We start from the raw sequence: 25,632 nt of genomic DNA, 5'->3' as shown, positions 1-25,632 counted from the left end.
CTTCATCCTTTTCTTTAAAATTGAAGACAAAGATAGCTTAATGTACCAAGTTCGTAACTGCGGTGAATGATTTTACCGTTATTTTCACCGCTTCCCATAGCGATAAATAAAGGTACGAAATGCTCTGCTCTTGGTACTGCTAATTGTGCATGAGGGGCATTGTTCTCCCAATTAAATAATGCATCTTTATTAGTAGTCTGCATATGTTTAATAATCCAATCATCAAATTCAATTGCCCATTGTTCGGGTGTCGTTTGATTCCATTTTAAAGCTCGTAAGTTATGAACGGTAACACCGCTACCGATTATTAAAATATCTTCTTTTCCAAGTCCTTTAAGCGCTTCTCCAATCTTAAATTGCTCTTTTGCAGGAAGGAATGGATTGACTGAAATTTGGACGACAGGAATATTTGCTTCTGGATACATGCGGTGCAAGAGTGTCCATGAGCCATGATCTAAACCTCTCGTCATATTATGATGGACTGGAATACCTTTGTTTTTAAATTTCGTTTCTAACATAGATGCAATGTTAGAAGAGCCTTTCGCACGATATTTGATTTCGTATAACTCAGGAGGAAAACCTCCAAAATCATAAATTGTTTCATATTCGTTATCTGATGAAGAAATCGTTAATATTTCACTTTCCCAGTGAGCAGTGAAAATAACAATTGCTTTCGGTTTATATGTTTCTCCAAGTGTTTTTAAAAACCTTGTATAGTCTGTATCTTGAATAGCAAGCATCGGTGATCCGTGTGCTAAAAATAATGATGGCATCATAATAGAAACCTCCCAAAAATATAATAATTACTTTATGTAAGTAACTATATAATTTTATTTTCTATTCGTCAATATATTAGTTTAAAAGCTAATTGGAAAAGTGAGTCATTTGTCATAATGAAGGCAATTGCATATAATACATAATAAGAATAATGAATGGATATTCATTTTTTGATATACATAATAGAGTTGGGGGCTGACGAAATGAACGTACAGGAAAGTTTCGTTACGGCATTGGATGGATCGGAAATTTATTTACGTAAGTGGCTACCAGAAAGAGATCCGCGAGGGATTATTCAAATTGCACATGGTATGACAGAGCATGCAGGTGTTTATACAGACTTTATTGCTGCGTTATTAAAAGCAGGGTATGGTGTTTATGCACATGATCATAAAGGTCATGGGAAAACAGTGAAAAGAGAAGAAGATTATGGTCATTTTAAACCAAATGTAGGTTGGAATGAGGCTGTTTCTGATGTTATTTTTGTATCAGAAACGATAAGAAAAGAGCAGACATGCCCGTTATTTTTACTTGGACATAGTATGGGTTCTTTTTTATCAAGACGTGCTGTACAACTGAAAGGTGAATTATATGATGGATTCCTTATTTCAGGAACTGGTGGAAATCCAGGGGTTTTAGGAAGTATCGGTCATAAAGTAGCGACAATTGAGATGAAATTACGCGGGGAAAAAACGAAAAGTCCAATGTTAAATTTTTTATCTTTCGGAAACTTCAATTCACACTTTAAACCAAATCGTACAAAATTTGATTGGTTATCTTCAGATAACAGTCAAGTAGATAAATATATTGCGGACCCATTATGTGGATTCATTTGTACAACGAGTTTTTATCGAGAATTATTTTCTGGTGTATTAGAAGTAAATAAACTAGAAGAGTTCAAAAAAACACCGAAAAACCTTCCAATACATATTTTTTCAGGAGATCGTGATCCTGTTGGGGATATGGGGAAAGGTGTAAAAGAAGTATATGAAAACTTTAAAAAATGTGAAGTGAAAGATGTAACGCTGCGTTTATATGAAAATGGCAGACATGAAATGTTCCATGAAGTAAATAAAGATGAAGTATTTCAAGATTTGATTTCTTGGTTAGATAAGCATATTGTATGAGAAGAAACCTCACTTTTTGAAGTGAGGTTTCTTTAAGGAGCTGGAGGAATAGTTATGAGTGAATTTGTTAATAAAGAATATGTAGAAATAGATTTTCAAGATGTTTTGATTAAAGAAGAGGAATTGAAGAATAGTACATTCATAAAATGCCGTTTTAGAGGGATAGATGCATCGGAAGTTTCTACTGAAAATTGTAACTTCATAGAATGTGATTTTACCGGTGCTCTTTTTAACGCTTCTATTCATCAAGGAACTACATTTGCGAATTGTAAGTTTGTTGGTGCGAATTTATTCGTATCGAAGTTTGAAGAATGTAAAATGACTGGTTCTGATTTTGAAGAAGCGAATTTAGACGGAATAACTATCATATCGGGTGATTGGTCATATACGAATTTAAGGTTTGCGAACTTAAGTAAACAAATGTTAAAGGGTATACGTTTCATGGAAGCGGACCTATATGAATGTAATTTAGAAAAAGCAGATTTACGTGAAGCGGATTTAACCGGTGCACAATTAGGTAAGGCGAAACTTAGCGGTGCAAATTTAAAAGGGGCGATAGTTGATAGAATTGATTTTACAAGTTTTGATTTGAAAAATGTAAAATTAGATATAGCACAGGCAGTTGCGGTAGCTAGATGCTATGGGGCTAAGGTGAACTAAATTGTTTGTAAAACCGTTCAAATTGTTGAACGGTTTTACAAATCATAATAGATTTAAAAATTATTTTCCATATAAGAAGCTATCTCATTAGCAAGAGTCGATGTTAATAGTGTAGATACATTGCTTAAAATGATGATTGTAGCCTCTTTGTCAATTAATCGTAAATAGGAGGACGTAAAGCCGTTAATTCCGCCGTGATGGAATATAAGCTTATTATTTTTCTCAGTCATAACAATATTCCAACCGTAACCATATCCGTAAGATTCCGCAGTAAACATACGAGATGTCATTCTACTTGATAAGAAGCGATTTTCTTTTAGTGCCTTATCAAATCTATATAAATCTTCGGCTGTAGAAACTAATCCGCCGGCTGCATATGAATTAGACATATGAATAAATGATGCGTTCTGTAGTCCATGGTTTGGATGTAACGCATATCCAGTTGCTTTATGCTTTTGAATCATATGATTCAAATCAACGCCTGTGTTTATTATAGAGAGTGGATAGAAAATGCTCTTTTTAAGAAATTCCTCATAAGACATTCCACTTATAACTTCAATAATTTTTCCTAATATAATATAACCTGAATTCGAATAATTGAATTTTTCACCAGGGCTAGATTCAAAGGGACACGCAATAATCCATTGTATTAATTCATCTGGCGTTCGAGGCTGTAAAGATTGTAATAAAAAATCATGTTGAGCAGTAATATTACCAACTCCAGCAGTATGATTTAGTAAATGCTTGATCATAATTTGATTTCCTTTTGGGAAATCGGGAATGAATTGATCTAAAGTATCATGTAGCTGTAATTTTTCCTCTTCCACAAGCATTAAAATTGAAACTGCTGTGAAGATTTTAGTTATTGATCCGATACGAAACTTCGTTGTAGATGTATTAGGTATGTCCCAATTATAATTAGCTTTTCCAAATGACTGCTTATAAAGAGTCTCTTCTTTATGGGCTATTAAAATTGTTCCGTTAAATTTTTCATTATTTTTATATAAAAATGAATTAATATATGAGTTTAACAAATTTCAGGCACTCCTTTAAATTTTGGAATATTCGTTACCTGAAATGGAATCCAACGGCATAGGCAATCCCCCCTAAATGAAATGTTTTTATATTAATTTTTATTTTATAATGCAAGTAATATAAGAAGCAAGTTGATTTAAAGTTTATAAAAATAAAGGTTTTTTTATTGAGTGGGGCAATACTTTAGTAGTTCATATTTTGAAGGTGGAGAGAAACAATTATGGAAGTAAGAAAATTGATAGTAATTGAAGCTAGTGAATGAAGTGAACTTGCACTACATGTAAAAGCAACAGTTGCCCGTTCATAATAGTAGTATAATAGTAAATGAGGTGTTCATACTATGGAAGATAAAACGTTAGGTATACTACTAGATGTAGTTGGGGAATTATTTTCAGATGAAATATCAATTGCCGTTTCGAATACGAAAGAATATATTTACTATCGGCCAAGTAAACGAATTGATTTAAAGATTAGCGCCGGGGATCCTATTAAGGAAGGGACCATTGCTCATAAAGCAATGGTAACGAAGCAAAAAGCCTCTGAGTTTATTAACCGGGACGTTTTCGGTATTCCTTATCATGGAATGGCCGTACCGTTTTCAAATAATGGGAAGATTGAAGGGTGCGTGACGGCAATTTATCCCGCTTTAACGGATGGAAAGTCAGTCGTTACTTTAAAAACAACAGACGGCTGGGTTCCAGTTCCTTTCTCAAAGGTGATGTATTTAGAGGCTAAAGATAAAAAGACATATGTGAATTCAGAAGAGTTAACAGGAACACATAAGTACTCGCTACAAGAATTCGAATACTTGCTGCCGAGAGATTCCTTTATTAGATGCCACCGTTCCTTTATTGTAAATGTGAATCATATTAAAGCGATTTACCCTGATACGCATTCTACTTTTTTACTTTCTATGGATAACGGAGAGAGGGTACCAGTGAGTCAATCATACGCTAGCTATTTTCGTAAGCTTCTAGGATTCTAAATTTATCTGCTTTAGAACCTAGATTTGCTGTTTTATCTGAATTTTCGGCATTGTGTACGAAAATTCATATTTTGATGGTGTCAATGTGTAAAATAATTATGAATATTCATTGAGAGAGGGATTACATATGGAGAATAATTTAGACAGAATTAGGGATCAACGTTTCAAAGATCGCGTAGTTACACCTGAAGAGGCAGCTTCATGGATTGAAAGTGGAATGACTTTAGGTTTAAGTGGATTTACACGCGCTGGGGATGTAAAAGCAGTCCCGTTTGCACTTGTAAACCGAGTAAAGAATGATAAATCTTTTAAAGTAAATGTTTATACCGGTGCTTCCTTAGGTTCGGATGTAGATAAATTATTTGCTGAGGCAGGAATTTTAGGGAAAAGATTGCCTTTCCAAGCTGATGCGACTATGAGAAAAGGAATTAATAACGGAGACTTTTTATTTGTGGATCAGCACTTATCTCATACAGCAGAGTTACTTCGTGCCGACGTTATGGATATAGATGTCGCTATTTTGGAAGCGGTTGCGATTACTGAAGACGGAATGATTATTCCAACCACTTCAATTGGAAATTCCTTAGCATTTTCCTTAAATGCTAAGTCCATTATTATTGAAATGAATATGGCTCAATCTACGCAACTAGAGGGGCTACATGATTTATATGAACCAGGTAAACAAGGGGAAAGACTCCCAATTCCGCTCGTAAAAACGGATGATCGAATTGGAACGATCGGTATCCCGATTGATGCTGAAAAAGTGAAGGGGATTGTGTTTACGAATCAACTGGATTCACCATCGACAATTGTTCCTCCAGATGAAGAAACTGTCATTATGGCACAACATTTAATAGAATTCCTTCGAGAAGAAGTTAAAGTAGGCCGATTAACAAATCGTTTAGCGCCGTTACAATCGGGAATTGGTTCAGTGGCTAATGCAGTATTGCACGGCATGCTAGATTCGGAGTTTGAAGATTTAGAAGTGTATTCTGAAGTTTTACAAGATGCAGTCTTTGATCTTATGGACGCTGGGAAAGTTAATTTTGCTTCCTGCTGCTCGATCACGCTTTCTGAAGAGAAAATGCAAAAAGTATTTTCCAACTTTGAAAAATATCGTGACAAATTAATGATGCGCCCGCAAGAGATTTCTAATCATCCTGAAATCATTCGTCGCCTTGGATTAATCTCGATTAATACGGCGTTAGAATTAGATATATACGGAAATGTTAACTCTACTCACGTTTTAGGTACAAAAATGATGAATGGTATTGGTGGTTCTGGCGATTTTGCAAGAAATGCACGCCTAGCTATCTTTGTTACTAAATCGATAGCGAAAGCTGGTAACATTTCAAGTATCGTTCCTTTCGTTTCACATGTAGACCATACGGAACACGATGTAGATGTTATCGTTACTGAGCAAGGCTATGCTGATTTAAGAGGACTAGCCCCAAGAGAAAGAGTGGAACTAATTATTGAGAATTGCGTACATCCAATGTATCGTGACCAGCTAAGAGCTTATTTCGAAGAAGCACAAACAAGAGGTGGACAAACTCCTCATGTTTTAGAAAAAGCTTTTTCTTGGCATACGAATTATGCTAAAAATGGAACAATGCTTGAAGAGGTAGTAGAAACTGTTTAGAAGTGCAAAAATGATTCTTAATATAATATGCCATAAAGGTTAAAAGAAAAAGAACGCCAATTTTCAGGAATGGCGTTCTTTTTCTTTTAATAAATTGTTACCTATTCTGAAGAATTATAAAAGTAATTTCTTATTTACGGAAATAAGAGGTTTTTTAAATTATTTTTTCGAATCATTTTAATAGCTTACATATTGAAGGTGAGGAGAAAGAATCATGAAGATAAGAAAAGCATTATTAAGTGAAGCAAATGAATTAAGTGAACTCGCACTACATTCAAAAGCAACGTGGAACTATAGCGAAGAATTCATACTTGCTTGTAAGGAAGAATTAACAATTACCGATGAGTACATAAAAAACAATTTTGTATATGTTTTAGAAAACGATAATACGAAGATTGGATTTTTCTCATTTTTACGTAATAATAAAGCTCTCGATTTCTTATACATTCATCCTCGTTACAAAGGGAATGGGTACGGGAAAATACTTTGGGAGTATGTATTAGAAAAAGCAAATGAACTAGGAATAAAAAGTTTTACAATTGATAGTGATCCGAATGCAAAAGGGTTTTACTTGAAGATGGGAGCGAAGTTAATAGGAGAGACACCATCAACGGTTTTTGAGGATCGTTTACTGCCTCTTTTGAAATATGATGTGTAAAACAATTAATAGTAGGAGAAGCTGAGAATGGATAAAGTAAAGACAAAAAGAATATATGAAGCACTAATAAAATCATGGTCGATTGAAACGAGTTCAAAGTGGACAAGTGAAAATCCAGCAAAGGGACAGTGTGGTGTAACGGCTTTAGTCGTTCAAGATATATACGGAGGGGAAATTAAGAAGACAAAAATAGGAGAGGAGTGGCACTTTTATAACTGTATAGATGGGGAGAGGTTTGATTTTACAGAGACTCAATTCAATGAAAACCTGAATTATTTGGATATGGAATCAAATCGGGAAGAAGCACTTGCAGATACAAATGAAAAACAATATAGCATTTTGAAGGAAAAGATAATGAAAGAATTGAAATTATCTTTTGACTCTTAATCTTTAATAAGTTACTATAATGGTGGTAACTTATTAAAGGGAATTTCATAGAGTTGAAAGGGGAAATACTTTTGAAAACAACTTATGTAAACGCTACAATCGTAACGATGAATGAACAAAATGAAGTGATAGAAAATGGATATATCATTGTAGAAAATGATCAAATTATAGATGTAAAGAGCGGAGAATTCGCTAATGATTTTGTAGTAGATGAAGTAATTGACATGAAAGGAAAGTGGGTATTACCAGGGCTTGTAAATACACATACACATGTTGTAATGAGTCTCTTAAGAGGTATTGGCGATGATATGTTATTACAGCCATGGCTTGAGACGAGAATTTGGCCACTTGAAAGTCAGTTTACTCCAGAGCTTGCAGTTGCTAGTACGGAATTAGGATTACTTGAAATGATGAAAAGTGGTACAACATCATTCTCTGACATGTTTAATCCAATTGGAGTAGATCAAGATGCAATTATGGAAACGGTATCAAGGAGTGGGATGCGAGCTGCTGTTTCAAGAACTTTATTTAGCTTCGGAACGAAAGATGATGAAAAGAAAGCAATCGAAGAAGCTGAAAAATATGTGAAGCGTTACTATAACGAAAGTGGTATGTTAACTACGATGGTTGCACCACATAGCCCATATACATGTTCTACAGAATTGTTAGAAGAATGTGCACGTATTGCAGTAGAAAATCAAACGATGGTTCATATTCACCTTTCGGAAACAGAGCGTGAAGTACGTGATATTGAAGCACAGTACGGAAAACGTCCAGTAGAATATGCAGCAAGTTGCGGATTGTTTAAACGTCCAACAGTTATTGCACACGGTGTAGTATTAAATGAAAATGAGCGTGCATTTTTAGCAGAACATGATGTTCGAGTAGCACATAACCCGAATAGTAATTTAAAACTAGGATCTGGTATAGCGAATGTAAAAGCGATGTTAGAAGCAGGAATGAAAGTAGGAATTGCAACAGATAGTGTGGCATCTAACAACAATTTAGATATGTTTGAAGAAATGCGTATAGCAACATTATTACAAAAAGGTATACATCAAGATGCAACAGCATTACCAGTTGAAACAGCTCTTACACTTGCGACTAAAGGGGCTGCTGAAGTAATCGGCATGAAACAAACAGGATCACTTGAGGTAGGAAAATGTGCTGATTTTATTACAATTGATCCATCTAATAAGCCGCATCTACAACCAGCAGATGAAGTATTATCGCACCTTGTATATGCTGCTAGTGGAAAAGATATAAGCGATGTAATTATTAACGGAAAACGAGTCGTTTGGAATGGCGAATGTAAAACGTTAGATGAAGAGCGTATTATATTTGAAGCGAGTCGTTATAAACGAGGTTTACAAAGATAGGTAATTTCAAGCTGTGGAGAAGTGCTTCTCCACAGCCTGTTTTTGTACCTTTCCCTGTGCTATGTGTCAACACTGATAAAAAGAGGGAAAGGAGAAATTTTTTATGAGTGTTGATTAATAAAACAGAAGAGAATGGTTTAGATAAAATCACTAGTTTCAAAAAAGCCTTCACGCAATAATGATTGCATGAAGGTTTTTGATGTTTTCTTATTTTTTTGTCTCATTGACCCATGTAATAATGTCCTGGATGACGTACTCGGGAACATTTGCAGGAATTTCGTACTCACTTGGAAGACTCAATTCCCCGTCACCCTCCGTGAAGAAATGATTCAATTTCGGATATTCTTTGAACTGAACATTCCCGCGGTTTGAAAGTCCTTCCTGCCATTTTGTATAATCTTCTTTTACTGTTACTTGATAATCGCGTGCCCCTTGCAGAATCAGCAAAGGCTCTTTTCGTGATTTTGCCTCCTCAACTGGACGCCACCTAGTAACATCATACATAAAATGAGGAGACGGAAATGGAAAATTGTAGCCAGCTGGCGGATGGTCAGGATCGAAAGTAGGATCCAGGATAAAAGCGAACTGTCTTTTTAGTTCATCGATTACTTCCTTTGGCGCCCCAAGGTATTGACTCACATCAATGGCAGTGTCAGTCAAAGGGCGTGCAGGTGGTGCGAGTAAGATACTTCCTCGAACAAGTGAGGAAGGCGCTTTGCTCAGTATTCGCGGCATTGTGCCAGCTCCTTGGCTATGTCCGAGAATGAAAATATTATTTGGATCAATGCCTTCCTGCTGCACTGCTGATTTTGCTGCATATATGGCATCATCTGTAGTATCACGGTCTAACGTAACGGGTTCTGCACTCATCTTTAATGTGTGTTCAAAGGTGCGTTTTTCATAGCGTAACACCGCAATTCCGTTGGACGAAAGGCCCACCGCAATGTCTCGTAAGATTTTTGTTCCCAGATATGTACTATCGCGATCATGGATGCCAGCACCATGAACAAGAACAACTACGGGTACCTTTTCACCAGGTTTATGTTTCGGAACCGTTAATGTGGCAGGTAACGGATAGGTAGAACTTCCAATGACGATTTCACGTTCTTTATAGGAAGCAGGTTGATCGTAGCTAGGCTGCGGGATAATATAAGATTCTGGAGGCGTCCTTACCCCAACTTCATCTACTTTCCCACCAGGTGTGAATTTAAGGAGTAACAGTATGGTAGCTCCTTGGGTGGTTCCTGGAATTTCCACCATCTGATGGACCAAGTTTCGTTCTTTTATCACGGGGGTTCCCATACTTTTTATCCCGCTCCAGTCACTTTGTTTCCACCAGTTTTGTAATGTGTTTGCTGTAAACTTAGATTGAAAAGCAGCAGACGTCAACTGAAGTGCCTCTGCATACTTACCTTGCTGGAGATATTCAAAAAATAACGATGTACGCTCTGTTAAAGAGACTCGTTCCTTTTCTGTAGATTGTTTCGCATGTGTATTTGCGTGAATAGCTGTTGTAAGCGGGAAAGATGAAATGCCAAAAGAAAAGAGCAGGGTAAAGGAAAGTACTGTTTTTTGTATTTTCTTTTTTTTATTCATATTTTAACCTCCAATATGTGATTGTAAAAACAGGCAGGGTAATTATGGTTCTGGTGCAAAAAGGCCTAATCCATTGATATGTTCATCTAAAACCAACCGTACTGATTTTGTCTTAATAACTCTGGTAACTCTTAATCTCTCTTTCTTCCTTCACTTCATATTTTGACTATACGAAACAAAGCTCTCGTTTTTCTTACTTGATCCTTACAAAAACCTTAAGTGTATAAGGTTTGTCAAATACCACTTTCTATCTGAGCTTCTTTTTATGTGTTAACACTGATAAAAAGAGAATAAGGAGAGATTTCTTAGGATGGTACTTTAATAATCATTGTGACGAATGTGTATCAGTTTCTGTTGAAGAGTTAGTTCCGAAAGAACATTTCCTTCATACAATTGAGGGCACAATTAGTTTTGATTTTATTAAGGAAAAGCGATCCTTTTTTTTAAAGGATCGCTTTTTTCTTGAACGAATAAATATTCAAAAGAATGTCGCATCTTTCTATTCATATTTCTGCTATAATATATAACGCTTTATAATATTTTATACTTAAGGAGAACAACTCATGAAGCGAAAAAAGAGCCATTTAATGGTAATGGCACTTGTTACATCTTTATTATTAACAGCTTGTAATAATAAAGCGAATAAAAGTGACACAGAGGCAAAAAAACAAGTATTAAATGTAACAGTATCAGAAGAAATTCCTTCTCTTGATACTGCGAAAACGATGGATGGTACATCAGCACACGTTATGCAAAACATATTTGAAGGTTTGTATGTATTAGATGATCAAGATCAGCCTATTCCAGCGGTAGCAAAATCGTTTAAAAGAAGTGAAGATGGTAAAAAATATACATTTGATTTGCGTAAAGATGCAAAATGGTCAAATGGAGACAGTGTGACAGCAAATGATTTTATGTTTGCATGGAAACGCGCAATTAACCCTGAAACAGCGTCTCAATATGCGTACATGCTCTTTCATGTGAAAAATGCGAAAGAAATTAATAAAGGAACAATGGCTCTTGATAACCTTGGCGTTAAAGCAATAAATGATTATACGTTAGAAGTGGAAATCGAACAGCCAATTCCGTATTTTTTACAGTTGTTATCACTACCTATTTACTTACCACAGCATGAATCATTTTTGAAAGAACAAGGAAAGAATTATGCATTGGAACCTAGTAATCTCATATATAACGGGCCATTTGTATTAGAGAAATGGAAGCATGAACAAGAGTTTCAATTAAAGAAGAATGCTACATATTGGGATGAAAAGAAAGTGAAATTAGACGAGATAAACTTTCAGATTGTAAAGGATACAATGACAGCTGTTAATTTATACGAAGCTGGTAATTTAGACCGGGTGCCTATTAATTCTCAATTTGTAGATAAGTATAAAGGGAATAAGGAATTACATATGTCGAGCGAACCTGGAATGGCTATGCTACGTTTTAATGAGAAAAATAATGCGTTAGCAAATAAAAAGGTGCGTCAATCTATTTCATTCGCGTTAAATAAAGAAGATTTCGTTGCTCACTTTATTAATAACGGGGCCAAGTCTGCAAGCGGACTTGTACCGGCTGGTCATATACATGAAGAGACTGGTAAAGATTTTAGAAAAGAAAACGGAGATCTTTCTCCTTATAATTTGCAAAATGCGAAAAAGATTTGGGCAGAAGCGAAAAAAGAACTGGGAGTAGACGAAGTAAACCTCGAATTTTTAACATATGAACAAGATAATGCAAAACGTATGGCAGAATATATAAAAGGTGACTTAGAAAAGCATTTGCCAGGACTCGCGATACAAATTAAACAACAGCCATTTAAGCAAAAATTACAGTTAGAACAAATGGGAGATTACGATATATCTATGGCAAATTGGGGACCAGATTATAAAGACCCAATTAGTTATTTAGAACTCTTTACGACGGATAATCAAAATAACAAAATGAATTATTCTAACCGTCACTACGATGAATTAATAAAGAAAGCGAAAAGCGATTTAGTACTGGATCAGAAGAAAAGATGGGAAGCATTGCAAGAGGCCGAGCGTATTTTACTAGAGGATGCTGCAGTTGCACCGCTTTATCAAATGGGCTCTGCTTACGTACAAAAAGATTATGTAAAAGGAATTGAGAAGCACCAATTTGGTGGTGTTTATACGTATAAGAATGCTTATATCGCAAATGAATAAATACAAAAAACCTTACTTTTTAAAAGTAAGGTTTTTTGCGCATACATTCTATTAAACCGATTTTAATAAAGAATAAAAATTCGTATCATATGGGATATCATCTTGATACATATAATTTTTTAGAACGCCTTCTTTTTCAAACCCTAGTTTTAATAGCACTTTATTGGAAGCTTCATTTTCAAGAAAGACAATTGCACCGATCCGTTTTAAATGAAGTGTGTGGAAACCGTATGATATAACGTCAGAAACAGCTTCCGTCGCATATCCATTTCCCCAGTGTTCAGGGAGAAAGGCATAACTTATATTGGCTCGTTTATGTTCAGAAGACCAATCATGAAACCCGATTGTTCCAACGAGCTCTTTTTTGTCTTTTAATTCGATTCCCCACTTTATACCGCTTCTTGCATTGTAACTGAGCTTAAAGTTATGAATGACTTGTTTCACTTGATCAACATCTTGTAATGGTTTTTGGCCATAATAGCGCAGTACGTCAGTATTAGAAAAGCATTGTAGTATACCCGGTGCATCTTCTTCGGTAAGTTCTCGTAAAATGAGTCGGTCGGTTTTCAATATAGGAAACATGCTTTCACTCCATTTCTTCTGAAACTAGAATGTGTTGTTATTATATAATGTAATCTGAAAATAAAGATTATTCAAGAGGGCAGCATGGTTATGATTTGTGATAAAATTGATTGTGGAATATATTTCAAAAAGAGGTTTGTATATGGAGAAAAATTCAATTTTAATTGTAGATGATGATCAAGATATTGTTCGATTTGTGAACGCGAATTTAATGCAAGAAGGTTTTAAAGTTTTTAGTGCTCATAATGGAGAAGAGGCTTTAGAAATTATAAATAATAACAGAATTCAACTTGCTATTTTGGATATTATGATGCCACAAATGGATGGAATAGAATTGTGTAGAAGGATTAGAGAGAAACATAGTTTACCAATTATGTTTTTAAGCGCAAAATCATCGGACGTAGATAAGGTAATAGGATTTAGTACTGGAGCAGATGATTATATTGTGAAGCCGTTCAGTACAATTGAATTTATAGCGAGGGTGAAAGTTCAATTAAGAAGGTATACATATTTTAATCAAAATGCTGTCCAAGAAATAGAAAAGAAAATAAACATTAGAGGTTTAGAAATAGATGAAGTGTCTAGAACAGTAATGTTATATGGAGAAACAATCAATCTTACGAGAACTGAATATGATATTTTGTACTTAATGGCCGCTGCAAAGAATCGTGTGTTCACTATTGAAGAAATATATGAGAGCGTTTGGAAAGAAAGGGCCTATGAAAGTAATAATACAGTAATGGTTCATATTGCAAGATTAAGAAATAAAATTGAAGAGAATCCAAAAGAGCCGAAGTTTATTCAAAATGTTTGGGGAGTCGGATATAAAATTGAAGATTAAATCATTACAAGGCATTAGAACTAAGTTTTTTATCACATTCATATGTAGCATTCTGTTAGCAACTGTAAGTATAATAGCGTTTCAAATTGTAATTGGAAATATATATAGTCATGTTACTGCGTTAGAGGAAAAATATTCACTTTTATATGTAATAGCTTTTTTAATTTTAACTACAATATACTTTGCATTCATGACAAAAACAATGATGAAAAGGTTATCTGAAATAAATAAGAACTTGAAAGAAATAAGTAATGGTAATTTGGAAATACATATACCTATTTCGAAAAATGACGAGATTGGTGAATTAGCAGCGAATGTTAATAGAATGGCTAAAAGTTTAAAAGAGTCTATCGAAAATGAAAAAAAATCGCAGGAAATGAAAACTGAAATGATTAGTAATATTTCTCATGACTTACGAACACCTGTAACATCTCTAATCGGTTATGCGGACCTGTTAGGAAATCAGCTTCATTCAAATAGAGAAGAATGTGAACAGTATGTAAGTATATTAAAGCGAAAAAGTTATGAATTAAAAAATCAAGTAGATGATTTATTAGAGTATTGTCAAATAAATTATAGGGAGATTGAATTACATAAAAGTGTAGTAAATATGAAAGCGTTCATTGAACAAATCATGATTGATTTTGTACCACAACTAGATGATGCCGATATGAGCTTTTGTATTAATGGGGATAAGGAGTTACATGTGGAAATGGATGTAGCGCTTATGGTGAGGCTGTTCGAAAATGTAATTAGTAATAGTATTATTTATGGGAAAGACGGAAAACAGATTTTGATTCAAATTTCTAAAAGAGACAAGAATGTAGAAATAGAAATTAAAAATTTTGGACAATGTATTCTGAATGAGAACCTTCCTTACGTTTTTGAGAAGTTTTATCGTGGTGAAAAATCACGTAGCTCTCATACGGGTGGAAAAGGAATGGGACTTGCAATTGCGAGAAGTATAGCAGAGCTTCATAACGGGGATATCACTGTGTGCAGTAACGAGAAAGAAACTGTTTTCACCATTGTTTTACCGCATTATAAAGAATTGTAAGAAAATCGTAAGTATTTCTTTTATATGTCGTAATTTTCACTTCGTATCATGTAGAACAAAGATATGAGGGGGGGATACAGCATGTGGAAGAAATATGTATTAGTAATTTTAGTTGCGTTTTTAATTATAAGTTGGAGTGTAGTTTATTTAGCTAAAGGCTTTATATCAGTCATTGTTTGGTGGGGTTTACAAGCTTTTAGCTTAGTATCAATCTTTATTTTGATAGGATCAGTATTACTATTTTTGTGGGAAGGCATTTTCAGAAAGCGAATAGATAGAACAATACTCTTCATCGTTCTTTTCTCTATAATTGGAGCTTGGCCTTTAGGATGGTTTGCTAATATAGGGGGACTTGCTTACCCAGCAGATGTACAATCTATGAGTCCTAAAGCAGTCGTTCGCTTTCCTTTGAATGAACGAGCATTAGTGGGCTGGGGCGGTGATGGATTAGAAACGAACTATCATGTTATAAAACCAAATGAACGATGGGCGTATGATATTCTTATTCCGCCTGCTGAAGTGAAAAGTAGTAATTTAGGGGATTATGGAATATATGGAGCGAAAGTGATGGCACCAGCTTCTGGAACAGTTGTATCTATCAATAATGATGAAAAAGATGTAGTTCCAGGAGAGGATGATTTTCAGTCAATGGCGGGGAATCATATTTATTTACGACTAGATGAATCAGGGACATTTTTGATTCTTGCCCATTTAAAAAAAGGATCAATTAAAGTGAGGGAAGGACAACATGTAAATGAAGGAGAGGTTCTTGCTCAAGTCGGTAACTCCGGAAGTTCAAGTGAGCCGCATTTACATATTCATCATCAAAGGCAGGATCCATCCAAGGTGAGCATGTTTTTTTCGGAAGGATTACCACTTTACTTTCGAACTGAGAAAGGTGCGATAATGCCAGAAAGAGGTACATACATAAATGGCAATGAAAAAAGGTATTCCAGTTTTATTGGAATACCTTTTTTCATTACCCTACAAATGTTTGATACAGTAAGAAAATATTTAAAATGATAACAAGTGCAGCAATGATCCAAGCGATAAAGGTTGTTATGCGGTGGTTAACGAGTGCACCCATAATTTTTTTATTGCTTGTAAACATAATAAGAGGTACTAATGCAAAGGCAATACCGAATGATAAGACGACTTGGCTCATGACTAGAGCGTAAGTTGGATTTACACCTAAAGCGATAATAACTAATGGTGGAATCATTGTAATAAAGCGGCGTAAGTATAACGGAATATGCATTCGAATGAAACCTTGCATAATAATATCACCTGACATTGTACCGACAGAGGAGCTAGATAGTCCTGCGGATAAGAGCCCAATTCCAAATAAAGCAGCCGATACTGGACCGACTAAAGTACTGAACTGATTAAAAGCAACATCAAGGTCTTCAACATGCAAGCCATTTTTAAAGAATAGTGCAGCAGCAACAATTAACATACTCGCATTAATTGCTCCAGCGATAACCATTGCGATAATGATATCAATAAATTCGAAACGGAAAATCTTTTTCTTTTGTTCATCAGTTGTTCCAACCACGCGGCGTTGTGTCAATGCAGAATGTAAATAGATTGCATGTGGCATAACTGTTGCGCCTAATATCCCTGCTGCAAGTAATATACTGTTTACACCTTGGAATTTCGGAATCAATAGTCCTGAAAGAAGGGGACTAAATTCTGGTTTTGCATAAAAAACTTGAATCCCAAATGCTATTACTACAATAAAAATCATCCCTGTAATAATAGCTTCTAGTGGGCGAAATCCTCTGCGTTGAAACTCAAGGATAATAAATGATCCGACTGCTGTAATTAAAGCAGCTGGTAACATAGGAATTCCAAATAATAAATACAATCCGAGTGCTGCCCCGATAAATTCAGCTAAATCTGTAGCCATAATAACGAGTTCACCTTGTATCCATAAGCCGATAGACACAGGTTTTGGAAAGTGCTCGCGAGCTATTTCAGGTAAATTATTTCCTGTAGCAATTCCTAATTTAGCTGATAAAGTTTGAATTAATACTGCCATTAAGTTAGAAGCGAATATAACCCATAATAGTAAATATCCGTATTGTGAACCAGCAGCGATATTTGTAGCAAAGTTACCAGGGTCAATATAAGCTACGGATGCGATAAAAGCGGGTCCTAAAAACGGTAACAGTCGTTTCCAGCCTTTCGTTTCGCCACTTAAAGCTAAGTGTGCGGATTGAACAGTTGTACTTTGAGAAGGGACTTGTTCATCTTTTGATATATCTTTATTCATAGTCGTTTTCCCCTTTGAAATGTTAACTTGATGAAATTATTGTAAGTATTCTTATTGTTTATTTCAATACATTTAGATGTATTAGATGATATTTTTATTTGAACATAAATGTTTCCTTAGTGCAAATTATATGCCTTGCTGCAATGGATGGTGTCGTGTAATAAAAAATTGGGAGTTTATGGTGTGATGACGTGGGGAAACATAATGAATTAAAGGGCTATTTTTGAAATTTATGTGAACAAAAAGCCCATAATACAGCATATTAATTGATGGAATTGCATTTGTATGATATATAATATATTGGGATTACAACATAACCACAGGGTTTTGGTGTGTAATCTTGTTTTTTATTTTTGTTAACTGATAGAAAATAGTATAAAGAGTAGAAAATGGATTCATTTTCTTATTATATATGTTTTGATATGAACGTTAACTTATACATGATTTTAAAAATTAGATAGGTGGTAGAAATACATTGGCAACTACAAAACCATATAGAGTATTACTATATTACATGTACACAACAATTGAAAACCCAGAAGAATTCGCGGCAGAGCATTTAGCATTTTGTAATTCACTTGAATTAAAAGGTAGAATTCTTGTAGCAAAAGAAGGAATTAACGGAACTTGTTCTGGTACTGTAGAGCAAACAGAGAAATACATGGAAGCAATGAACAACGATCCACGTTTTGACGGTATCGTATTTAAAATAGATGAAGAAGAAGGGCATGCATTCAAGAAAATGCACGTACGTCCTCGTCCAGAGTTAGTTACACTTCGTCTAGAAGATGACATTAACCCACACGAAATAACTGGGAAGTATTTAGAGCCAAAAGATTTTTATGAGGCAATGAAACAAGAAGATACAGTTATTATTGATGCACGAAATGATTATGAGTTTGATTTAGGACACTTTAAAGGTGCGATCAAACCAGATATTGAATCATTCCGTGAATTACCAGATTGGATCAGAGAAAACAAAGAAACACTTGAAGGTAAAAAGATTTTAACGTATTGCACAGGCGGAATTCGTTGTGAGAAGTTTTCTGGTTGGTTAGTTCGTGAAGGTTATGAGGATGTAAGTCAGCTTCACGGCGGTATTGTAACTTACGGAAAAGACCCAGAAGTACAAGGTGAGCTTTGGGACGGACAATGTTACGTATTCGATGAGCGTATCGCTGTACCAGTAAACCAAAAAGAACATGTTATCGTTGGTAAAGACCACTTCTCAGGTGAACCTTGTGAGCGCTATGTAAACTGTTCAAATCCAGAATGTAATAAGAAGATTTTATGTTCTGAAGAAAACGAAGCGAAATATTTACGTGCATGTTCTCATGAATGTCGTGTAAGCTCACGTAACCGCTACGTAATACAACATGAATTAACGGAAGAGCAAGTAGCTGCTGCATTAGAGAAAATTGAAGCAGGGAAGTAAGCTGAATTAGTGTAATAAAAAAGTACTCCAAGTTTTAATTTGGAGTACTTTTTCTATGTAGTTTTTCTTTTGTTAATTTTTGTCGGTAAGTCGATATATTTTGAGTTGCGCCGATATAATCGGAAAATCGCTCATAATAATTTCATTTACTGAATCCTGCCACGTATTTGAAATTTGAAAATAGTCTTCGTTACTTCTTATCATCTTTCTCTTTCACAGCAGAAAGAACAGTTTGTTTTACCCATGCTTTTCTTCGTTTATGTTGTAGGCTCCATTGGTATAAACTTTGCGCACCTAAAATGAGTGAAATGACGATACCGCTAATTGCTATTAAAAGTGCGAAAAATTCCAGTGGTGACGATATTTTGTTTGAATCGGTGTTTCTTAAAAGGTCAATCATTGTAAATCCTAACATTTGGCCTACTACAGAGTAGAGCGTTAAAATTAATAGTAAAAGGCTATCTTTTTTAGAAGCGACATTTTCTTGATATTTAAATAAACTATCAAGATTTTGTTTTGCATTTGAGTATAGTACTTCAATGTTAAATAGATTTCTTAAGCGGAAGAAAATATCTTCACTCTGTGATTGGGATACTAGCTCTAAAGAAAAGTAATTCGCTGTAAATGAATTGATTGAATAAATTAATTTTTCTATTTCATTTGTATCTTGTTCAATATTTAACTCGGCATAAGCGTTTGCCATTTTTAATAAAACAACTTTATGAAATAGATTTAATAACAAGGCGTAATAAAACTCCCCGTACATTTGACTAGCAAGTTTAGCAAATTCGTGTTCACCCTCGTTTGTTATACATGTGAAAATGTGTTCTTCCATAACAAAGTAGCGATTAGGAGCCCACCTTTGATAAGAATGTTTTATTAAATAATCTTGAATATAAGGAAGATTATTTGCGCTAATATAGGGCTTGCCATCGTCTGTTAATCCGGAAAGACTGGAAGCTCGGTATACATCGATTACATGAAGGTCGGACTTTTTGTTTATGGATAATAAAGTTTGTACATACATTCGTTGATCCTCAAAGAAGGGGAATGTTTGAAAGTAAGAACTCCGCAATCTCTTTTTCTCAAAGAAGTCTGTTACACCATGAAATAAATCACCGAATATAAGTTTTTCCACTTGTGAATATTGTTTTCCATTACATTCAATACAAATAGTCTCGTTTGTATCATTTTTAGTTTCAAGTACTCGGAAGCGGGCGGCGAATTCGATTGCTTTTGATAATGTCATGGTTGGAGCGGTTTCTACTTCTGTCCGAATTGTTAAGAAGCCAAGCTCATAAGGACAAAGTGTTACGTCAATAGAATGAATCTTGAAGGGAACGGAAATAAGATTTGTTGTTAAGTGTCCAGTTAAGTTCAGGTCTTTAGAATAGCGTTGCAATCCTTTTTGATGCTCTGAGTGAGGGAATAGTATTTTATTGGTAAATGAAAGATAGTATGCTTCCATATTTTGATGTGAAACTTGAAACTTTCCGTAGTATGTATTTTCATTTTCAAGATGATCGAGTCGAAAAGGGCGAAAATCATTTTTCTGTAAGAAAGGGAACATATTTTGTTCATATCCAGTTTTAAAAGAAAACGGGAATATGAATTGAAATATAGCTGTTGTTACATCTTTTTCCTCGATTGTTTGTATTGCCTCCATTTACATTGTTTCCTTTCATATATGCTATAAAAACAACATGCCCAAATTTATTTGAAAATAACCACTGTTTTATACTTGATTAAGAATGAAAATTCAGCTTATTTAGTAGGGGACATGTATAATGTTATGTATACGAAATGTTATAAAACTGTATTTTGAAAAGGGGGATGTTGTATGCGTATTTTAGTATTAGGAGCTGGTGGCGTCGGAGGCTTTTTTGGAGGGCGATTAGTCGAAAAAGGAGAAGATGTTACGTTTCTTGTCCGCAGTAAAAGAAAACAGCAATTAGAGGAAACGGGACTTGTTATTCGTAGTGTGAATGGGGATTTTTCCTTCCAACCGAAATTAATAACGAAGGAAGACCGAACTGCTCCATTTGATGTCATTTTATTTTCAACAAAAGCGTATCACTTAAACGAGGCAATTCAAGATTTGAAGCCGTTTGTAGGTGAAAATACTGTCATTATTCCATTGTTAAATGGTATCGCTCATGTATTACTATTACAAAAGGAATTCGGCGAAGAAAAAGTAATTGGCGGTTTATGTTTTATCGAGACGACGTTAAACGATCAAGGAGAAATTGTACAAACGAGTGCTGCCAACAGACTTGTCTTTGGAGAAATGAAGCTTCAAGATTCAGAGAGGATAAAGCATATTTCTAAAGCATTTGCAGGTACGAAATCTAGTTTTGTTTTAAGTGAAAACATTACGCAAGATATGTGGCATAAATATTTATTTATTACTGTAATGTCAGGTGTGACAACATTAATGCGTGCGCCAATCGGTCCAATTCGTGAGAGTGAAGGTGGACGTGATTTCATCCGAAATTTATTTGAGGAATCTGTACAAATCATGAGGGCATTAGGAGCTCCGGTAAAGGATAGTATTGCCCAAGAACATATGAAAACGATTGATAAAATTTCGTATGATATGAAGTCATCGATGCAGCGTGATATGGAAAAAGGTTCGTCCATTGAAGGGAAGCATTTACAAGGATACTTACTAGATGTAGCAGAACAGTTTTCTATAGAAGCACCATTATTAGGGGCAGTATATCAAAATTTGAAAGTGTATGAAGAAATGCACCTTAATAAATCAGCAATAGAATTGGATGTATGAAAAAATAAAAAAGAAAGCAATATATAAGTGTATTGCTTTCTTTTTTTATGACAACTTATTTATTTCTTTTCGTTCTATCTGTCAAATCTATTTCCTGTTCACGTTTACCGTATAATTGATTAATTTCATTTGCTAATGCATCTAAATAGGAATCGGAAAAAATAGGCTTCTTTTCTTTAGACATATGGGTCTCCTTTATCAATTTTTTAGTATTCATTATGTATATTTACCGGCGGATTATGCGCAATCATTTAAATTTTTTCTTTTTAAAAATTTTTGTTTACATTTTGAAAATAAAGGAGTATTATAATCCACAGTTTCAATTTTCTAAATCGCTGAAACCGCATGGTACGGGGGACCCGTTCTTATGGATTAGTTCTTAATCCAATGGGGTGAATCCTTGAAAAAGGTAGGGCTACTCATAGGCCCGAATCCGACAGCTAACCTCGTAAGCGTTATATTGAGAAGGAAGGTGGAGCTTGTGCGACAAAAAATATAATGTCTACAAGTCTATTTCGTTATGGCTTGTAGACATTTTTTGTTTTCTGAAGAAATCGTTTATCGGCTGTAACTAGCAGAAAAGTTCGTACAAAATTATTGGAGAGTGGACAGCAGTGGTTTCATCTATCAAAAAGTTTTTAATTGGAAGGCCGTTAAAATCAACTGAGTTAGGAGAGCAAAAGCTTAATAAAACGAAGGCGTTAGCCATATTATCTTCTGACGCATTGTCATCGGTTGCATACGGACCGGAGCAAATTTTAATTGCATTAGCAGGTCTTGGGGCAATAGCTTATTGGTATTCCATTCCGATAGCTGTTGGGGTATTAGTGTTATTAACTGCTCTTATTTTATCTTATCGACAAATTATTTTCGCTTATCCGCATGGCGGAGGAGCGTATGTTGTATCAAAAGAAAATTTAGGGATGAATCCGGGGTTAATAGCTGGAGGGTCTTTATTAGTCGATTATATTTTAACTGTTGCAGTAAGTGTATCAGCAGGTACAGATGCGCTTACATCAGCTTTTCCTAGTTTACATGCACATAATGTAATCATTGCGATTATATTTGTTATATTTATTACTATTTTAAATTTAAGAGGGGTAACGGAATCGGCTTCCGTTTTAGCATATCCTGTTTATTTATTTGTTCTAGCACTATTTATATTAATTGGTGTAGGTATTTATAATATTATAACTGGTCAAGTTTCACCGACATTACACACGCCAATTGGAACACCAGTTGCAGGAATTAGTTTGTTCTTACTGCTACGAGCATTTGCTTCAGGAAGCTCTGCTTTAACAGGTGTTGAGGCGATCTCCAACGCAATTCCAAACTTTAAAGATCCTGCACCAAACAATGCAGCGAAAACATTGCTTGCAATGGGTGCATTACTTGCCGTTTTATTTTCAGGAATTGTCTTTTTAGCTTATTATTACGGAATTAATCCAAGTAAAGAAGTAACGGTTGTTTCACAAATTGCTGAACAAACTTTTGGACGTAATTTCATGTACTATTTCATACAAGGTACAACTGCTTTAATATTAATTCTTGCTGCTAATACAGGTTATTCTGCATTTCCACTATTAGCAGTCAACCTTGCAAAAGACAAGTTTATACCGAGAATGTTTATGATTAGAGGAGACCGACTAGGATACTCAAACGGAATTATTATACTTGGAATCGCATCGATTATTTTAATTGTAGCTTTCCAAGGACAAACGGAACATTTAATTCCGTTATACGCAGTAGGTGTATTTATTCCGTTTACCCTTTCTCAAACGGGTATGGTATTAAAATGGCTTCGTGAAAAACCTGAAGGATGGGCTTTGAGATTAACGGTCAATTTAATTGGAGCAGTCATTAGTTTTATCGTAATGAGTATGTTCTTTTTAACTAAATTCGCACAAGTTTGGTCGATCCTTATTTTCTTACCTGCAATCATATTCCTGTTCCACCGAATTAAGAAGCATTATGATGCAGTAGGCGATCAATTAAGTTTAAAAACTTGTGAGAGAATTGTTCCGATTGAAGGAAATGTAATTGTCGTTCCTGTGGCTGGTATGACACATGTGGTAGAAAATTCGTTGAACTATGCAAAGTCTCTTTCTGCAGATCAAGTTATCGCTGTATATGTTGCTTTTGACAGAGAAGAGGAAAAGAAATTCGAAGAGAAATGGAAGAAGTGGCAACCTGAAGTAAGACTTGTTACATTGCATTCGCATTATAGAAGTATTCTTCAACCGCTAACAAAGTTTATTGATACAGTGCAATATAAAGCGAGTGAATCAAATTACCGAGTTACGGTCGTTATACCACAGTTCATTCCGAAAAAAGGTTGGCATAATATTCTCCATAATCAATCTAGTTTACTCATTCGTGCGTATTTACTCTATAAAAGAAATGTTGTTATTACGACAGTTCCATATCATTTGAAAAAGTAAGAAGGTTTTTTAAGGATAGCTTCATGAAAGTGAAGCTATCCTTTTTGTGTATACACTATGCATAATTGCATATGAGTCCAAAAAATATATTAATATAATTTTTGTATCCGCGAATAAGTAGGAGTTTTTGTTGTGATATATGGATATTTCAATTGAAATAGTGAATTGGATTATATTTTGAAATAAGGACATGAAAGCTTGAAAATAAAGGGAATGAAAATACTTCTTTACGTTGTATAAATAGCTGTGTTTAAATGACCTTACAGTACAAAACTTATATGAAAACAAAACGAAATTTCATACTTCTGTACGAAAAATATTTAAAATGAATAATATTTCTGTGTAATATATTCACTGTACGAATGTGGGAATTGTGGTAAAAGAGAAATTTTATACAACCTTATTCATACTAACCACATATGAAAAGTTATGAAATGTTTTATAACAATAAGTAAGTACTGTAGCAATAAAAGTTGAGAGAGGTGGTTCATACATGGATCGCGGTGAGAACGTTCTCTATTTTAACCATCTCAAATTATGTGTAAGAAAATAGAATAATAAAATGCGATAGTAATAGTTACTAATACATAGGAGGAGTTAAAGTGAAAAAGACTTTAATTACAGGGTTATTGGTTACGGCAGTATCTACGAGTTGCTTCATTCCTGTAAGCGCTTACGCTAAGGAGGGGCAAACAGAAGTGAAAACAGTATATGCACAAAATGTAATTGCTCCAAATACATTATCTAATTCAATTAGAATGTTAGGATCACAGTCACCACTTATACAAGCATATGGACTAGTGATTTTACAACAGCCAGACATTAAGGTGAACGCGATGAGTAGTTTGACGAATCATCAAAAGTTTGCAAAGGCAAATGTAAGAGAGTGGATTGATGAATATAATCCGAAGCTAATTGACTTAAATCAAGAGATGATGAGATATAGTACTAGATTTAATAGTTATTATAGTAAGCTCTATGAACTAGCAGGAAACGTAAATGAAGATGAACAAGCAAAAGCAGATTTTACAAGTGCATATGGAAAATTACAACTGCAAGTACAAAGTATCCAAGAGAGTATGGAGCAAGATTTATTAGAGTTAAATCGATTTAAAACGGTATTAGATAAAGATAGTAGCAACTTATCAATTAAAGCCGATGAAGCAATAAAAACACTGCAAGGATCAAGTGGAGATATTGTGAAGTTAAGAGAAGATATTAAAAGAATTCAAGGGGAAATACAAGCTGAACTAACTACTATTTTGAATAGACCGCAAGAAATTATTAAAGGTTCTATTAATATCGGTAAACAAGTATTTACAATTACAAATCAAACTGCACAAACGAAAACAATTGATTTCGTTTCTATCGGTACTTTAAGTAATGAAATTGTAAATGCTGCCGATAGTCAAACGAGAGAAGCAGCTCTTCGCATTCAGCAAAAGCAAAAAGAGCTATTGCCACTTATTCAAAAGTTATCACAAACTGAAGCAGAGGCAACACAAATTACATTCGTTGAAGATCAAGTAAGTAGCTTTACAGAACTAATTGATCGCCAAATCTCAACTTTAGAAACGTTATTAACGGATTGGAAAGTTTTAAACAATAATATGTTCCAAATTCAAAAGAATATTGAGGAAGGCACATATACAGACAGTAGTTTACTACCAAAACATTTCAACCAAATTAAAAAAGTAAGTGATGAAATGAATAAACAAACGAATCAATTTGAAGATTACGTTACAAACGTTGAAGTACATTAAAAATAAGTAACGATA

22 protein-coding genes and 1 riboswitch are annotated in these 25,632 nt (G+C 34.6%); of the genes, 15 read left to right on the top strand and 7 right to left on the bottom strand.

Translation table 11 applies throughout. The annotated features are described in order from the left end of the window. Window positions 1-14: 14 nt before the first annotated feature. Window positions 15-776: a DODA-type extradiol aromatic ring-opening family dioxygenase gene (locus tag AABL52_RS17820; RefSeq protein ID WP_341518093.1), complete on the bottom strand. Its 762-nt coding sequence runs from the start codon at window positions 774-776 to the stop codon at window positions 15-17. 204 nt (window positions 777-980) lie between these two features. On the opposite strand from AABL52_RS17820, the gene AABL52_RS17815 reads away from it, so the two are divergent. Together AABL52_RS17815 and AABL52_RS17810 are read left to right on the top strand one after the other, a co-directional pair. Then, a complete protein-coding gene (locus AABL52_RS17815) occupies window positions 981-1,904 on the top strand; it encodes an alpha/beta hydrolase (RefSeq protein ID WP_341518092.1) in 924 nt (307 codons plus the stop codon). A gap of 54 nt (window positions 1,905-1,958) precedes the next feature. Continuing rightward, a complete protein-coding gene (locus tag AABL52_RS17810; protein WP_341518091.1) occupies window positions 1,959-2,564 on the top strand; it encodes a pentapeptide repeat-containing protein in 606 nt (201 codons plus the stop codon). 53 nt (window positions 2,565-2,617) lie between these two features. Here AABL52_RS17810 and AABL52_RS17805 read toward each other — a convergent pair whose 3' ends face one another. Beyond that, the gene (locus tag AABL52_RS17805; RefSeq protein WP_341518090.1) at window positions 2,618-3,598 is read right to left on the bottom strand and encodes a serine hydrolase domain-containing protein; all 981 of its coding nucleotides are present in this window, start codon (window positions 3,596-3,598) and stop codon (window positions 2,618-2,620) included. Between the two features lie 341 nt (window positions 3,599-3,939). Between AABL52_RS17805 and AABL52_RS17800 the strand changes: the two genes are divergently transcribed. The 5 genes from AABL52_RS17800 to AABL52_RS17780 all read left to right on the top strand — a co-directional run bounded on the left by AABL52_RS17800 (window position 3,940) and on the right by AABL52_RS17780 (window position 8,650). Continuing rightward, on the top strand, window positions 3,940-4,584 hold the full coding sequence (locus tag AABL52_RS17800; RefSeq protein WP_341518089.1) for a LytTR family DNA-binding domain-containing protein: 645 nt from the start codon (window positions 3,940-3,942) through the stop codon (window positions 4,582-4,584). Window positions 4,585-4,711: 127 nt separating this feature from the next. Further along, entirely contained in the window at window positions 4,712-6,226 is a 1,515-nt protein-coding gene (locus tag AABL52_RS17795) for an acetyl-CoA hydrolase/transferase family protein (RefSeq protein ID WP_000429785.1), read from the top strand. A 214-nt stretch (window positions 6,227-6,440) separates the two neighbouring features. Then, window positions 6,441-6,884, top strand: coding sequence for a GNAT family N-acetyltransferase (locus AABL52_RS17790; protein ID WP_341518088.1), 444 nt, complete (start codon window positions 6,441-6,443; stop codon window positions 6,882-6,884). Window positions 6,885-6,911: 27 nt separating this feature from the next. After that, window positions 6,912-7,271, top strand: coding sequence for a YunG family protein (locus AABL52_RS17785; RefSeq protein ID WP_098237672.1), 360 nt, complete (start codon window positions 6,912-6,914; stop codon window positions 7,269-7,271). A gap of 53 nt (window positions 7,272-7,324) precedes the next feature. Continuing rightward, the gene (locus tag AABL52_RS17780) at window positions 7,325-8,650 is read left to right on the top strand and encodes a bifunctional S-methyl-5'-thioadenosine deaminase/S-adenosylhomocysteine deaminase (protein ID WP_341518087.1); all 1,326 of its coding nucleotides are present in this window, start codon (window positions 7,325-7,327) and stop codon (window positions 8,648-8,650) included. Between the two features lie 207 nt (window positions 8,651-8,857). Here the strand turns inward: AABL52_RS17780 and AABL52_RS17775 are convergent, their stop codons facing one another. Next, window positions 8,858-10,246: an alpha/beta hydrolase gene (locus AABL52_RS17775; protein ID WP_341518086.1), complete on the bottom strand. Its 1,389-nt coding sequence runs from the start codon at window positions 10,244-10,246 to the stop codon at window positions 8,858-8,860. A gap of 563 nt (window positions 10,247-10,809) precedes the next feature. Between AABL52_RS17775 and AABL52_RS17770 the strand changes: the two genes are divergently transcribed. Continuing rightward, a complete protein-coding gene (locus AABL52_RS17770; protein ID WP_341518085.1) occupies window positions 10,810-12,438 on the top strand; it encodes a peptide ABC transporter substrate-binding protein in 1,629 nt (542 codons plus the stop codon). 51 nt (window positions 12,439-12,489) lie between these two features. Here the strand turns inward: AABL52_RS17770 and AABL52_RS17765 are convergent, their stop codons facing one another. Next, on the bottom strand, window positions 12,490-13,020 hold the full coding sequence (locus tag AABL52_RS17765) for a GNAT family N-acetyltransferase (protein ID WP_341518084.1): 531 nt from the start codon (window positions 13,018-13,020) through the stop codon (window positions 12,490-12,492). Window positions 13,021-13,162: 142 nt separating this feature from the next. Between AABL52_RS17765 and AABL52_RS17760 the strand changes: the two genes are divergently transcribed. The 3 genes from AABL52_RS17760 to AABL52_RS17750 all read left to right on the top strand — a co-directional run bounded on the left by AABL52_RS17760 (window position 13,163) and on the right by AABL52_RS17750 (window position 15,941). Further along, window positions 13,163-13,861, top strand: coding sequence for a response regulator transcription factor (locus AABL52_RS17760; protein WP_341518083.1), 699 nt, complete (start codon window positions 13,163-13,165; stop codon window positions 13,859-13,861). After that, window positions 13,851-14,918 (top strand): sensor histidine kinase, encoded by a 1,068-nt coding sequence (locus AABL52_RS17755; RefSeq protein ID WP_341518082.1) that lies wholly within the window; start codon window positions 13,851-13,853, stop codon window positions 14,916-14,918. Before AABL52_RS17760 ends, AABL52_RS17755 begins: the two co-directional genes overlap by 11 nt. Window positions 14,919-14,999: 81 nt before the next feature. Further along, a complete protein-coding gene (locus AABL52_RS17750; RefSeq protein WP_341518081.1) occupies window positions 15,000-15,941 on the top strand; it encodes a M23 family metallopeptidase in 942 nt (313 codons plus the stop codon). Here the strand turns inward: AABL52_RS17750 and AABL52_RS17745 are convergent. After that, window positions 15,898-17,193 carry an Nramp family divalent metal transporter gene (locus AABL52_RS17745; protein WP_341518080.1) on the bottom strand — a complete coding sequence of 432 codons (1,296 nt, stop codon included), beginning with the start codon at window positions 17,191-17,193 and terminating at the stop codon, window positions 15,898-15,900. The genes AABL52_RS17750 and AABL52_RS17745 overlap by 44 nt on opposite strands. A 475-nt stretch (window positions 17,194-17,668) precedes the next feature. On the opposite strand from AABL52_RS17745, the gene AABL52_RS17740 reads away from it, so the two are divergent. Next, window positions 17,669-18,628 carry a rhodanese-related sulfurtransferase gene (locus AABL52_RS17740; RefSeq protein ID WP_341518079.1) on the top strand — a complete coding sequence of 320 codons (960 nt, stop codon included), beginning with the start codon at window positions 17,669-17,671 and terminating at the stop codon, window positions 18,626-18,628. A 190-nt stretch (window positions 18,629-18,818) separates the two neighbouring features. Here AABL52_RS17740 and AABL52_RS17735 read toward each other — a convergent pair whose 3' ends face one another. Next, window positions 18,819-20,294, bottom strand: coding sequence for a hypothetical protein (locus tag AABL52_RS17735; protein WP_341518078.1), 1,476 nt, complete (start codon window positions 20,292-20,294; stop codon window positions 18,819-18,821). 174 nt (window positions 20,295-20,468) lie between these two features. Between AABL52_RS17735 and panE the strand changes: the two genes are divergently transcribed. Further along, window positions 20,469-21,413: a 2-dehydropantoate 2-reductase gene (gene panE / locus AABL52_RS17730; RefSeq protein ID WP_340420770.1), complete on the top strand. Its 945-nt coding sequence runs from the start codon at window positions 20,469-20,471 to the stop codon at window positions 21,411-21,413. Between the two features lie 55 nt (window positions 21,414-21,468). Here the strand turns inward: panE and AABL52_RS17725 are convergent, their stop codons facing one another. Then, on the bottom strand, window positions 21,469-21,597 hold the full coding sequence (locus AABL52_RS17725) for a hypothetical protein (protein ID WP_257192073.1): 129 nt from the start codon (window positions 21,595-21,597) through the stop codon (window positions 21,469-21,471). A gap of 139 nt (window positions 21,598-21,736) precedes the next feature. Further along, a riboswitch (cyclic di-AMP (ydaO/yuaA leader) is annotated at window positions 21,737-21,883 on the top strand. A gap of 144 nt (window positions 21,884-22,027) precedes the next feature. On the opposite strand from AABL52_RS17725, the gene AABL52_RS17720 reads away from it, so the two are divergent. Together AABL52_RS17720 and nheA are read left to right on the top strand one after the other, a co-directional pair. Continuing rightward, on the top strand, window positions 22,028-23,854 hold the full coding sequence (locus AABL52_RS17720; protein ID WP_098258293.1) for an APC family permease: 1,827 nt from the start codon (window positions 22,028-22,030) through the stop codon (window positions 23,852-23,854). A gap of 602 nt (window positions 23,855-24,456) precedes the next feature. Beyond that, the gene (nheA, locus tag AABL52_RS17715) at window positions 24,457-25,617 is read left to right on the top strand and encodes a non-hemolytic enterotoxin NHE subunit A (protein ID WP_341518077.1); all 1,161 of its coding nucleotides are present in this window, start codon (window positions 24,457-24,459) and stop codon (window positions 25,615-25,617) included. The last annotated feature ends 15 nt before the right edge of the window (window positions 25,618-25,632 follow it).

The sequence above is a fragment of the Bacillus paramobilis genome (assembly GCF_038096195.1).
Taxonomy (GTDB): Bacteria; Bacillota; Bacilli; order Bacillales; family Bacillaceae_G; genus Bacillus_A; species Bacillus_A mobilis.
Note: the sequence above shows the minus strand (reverse complement) of the source record. Positions and strands in the feature narration are given on the sequence as shown.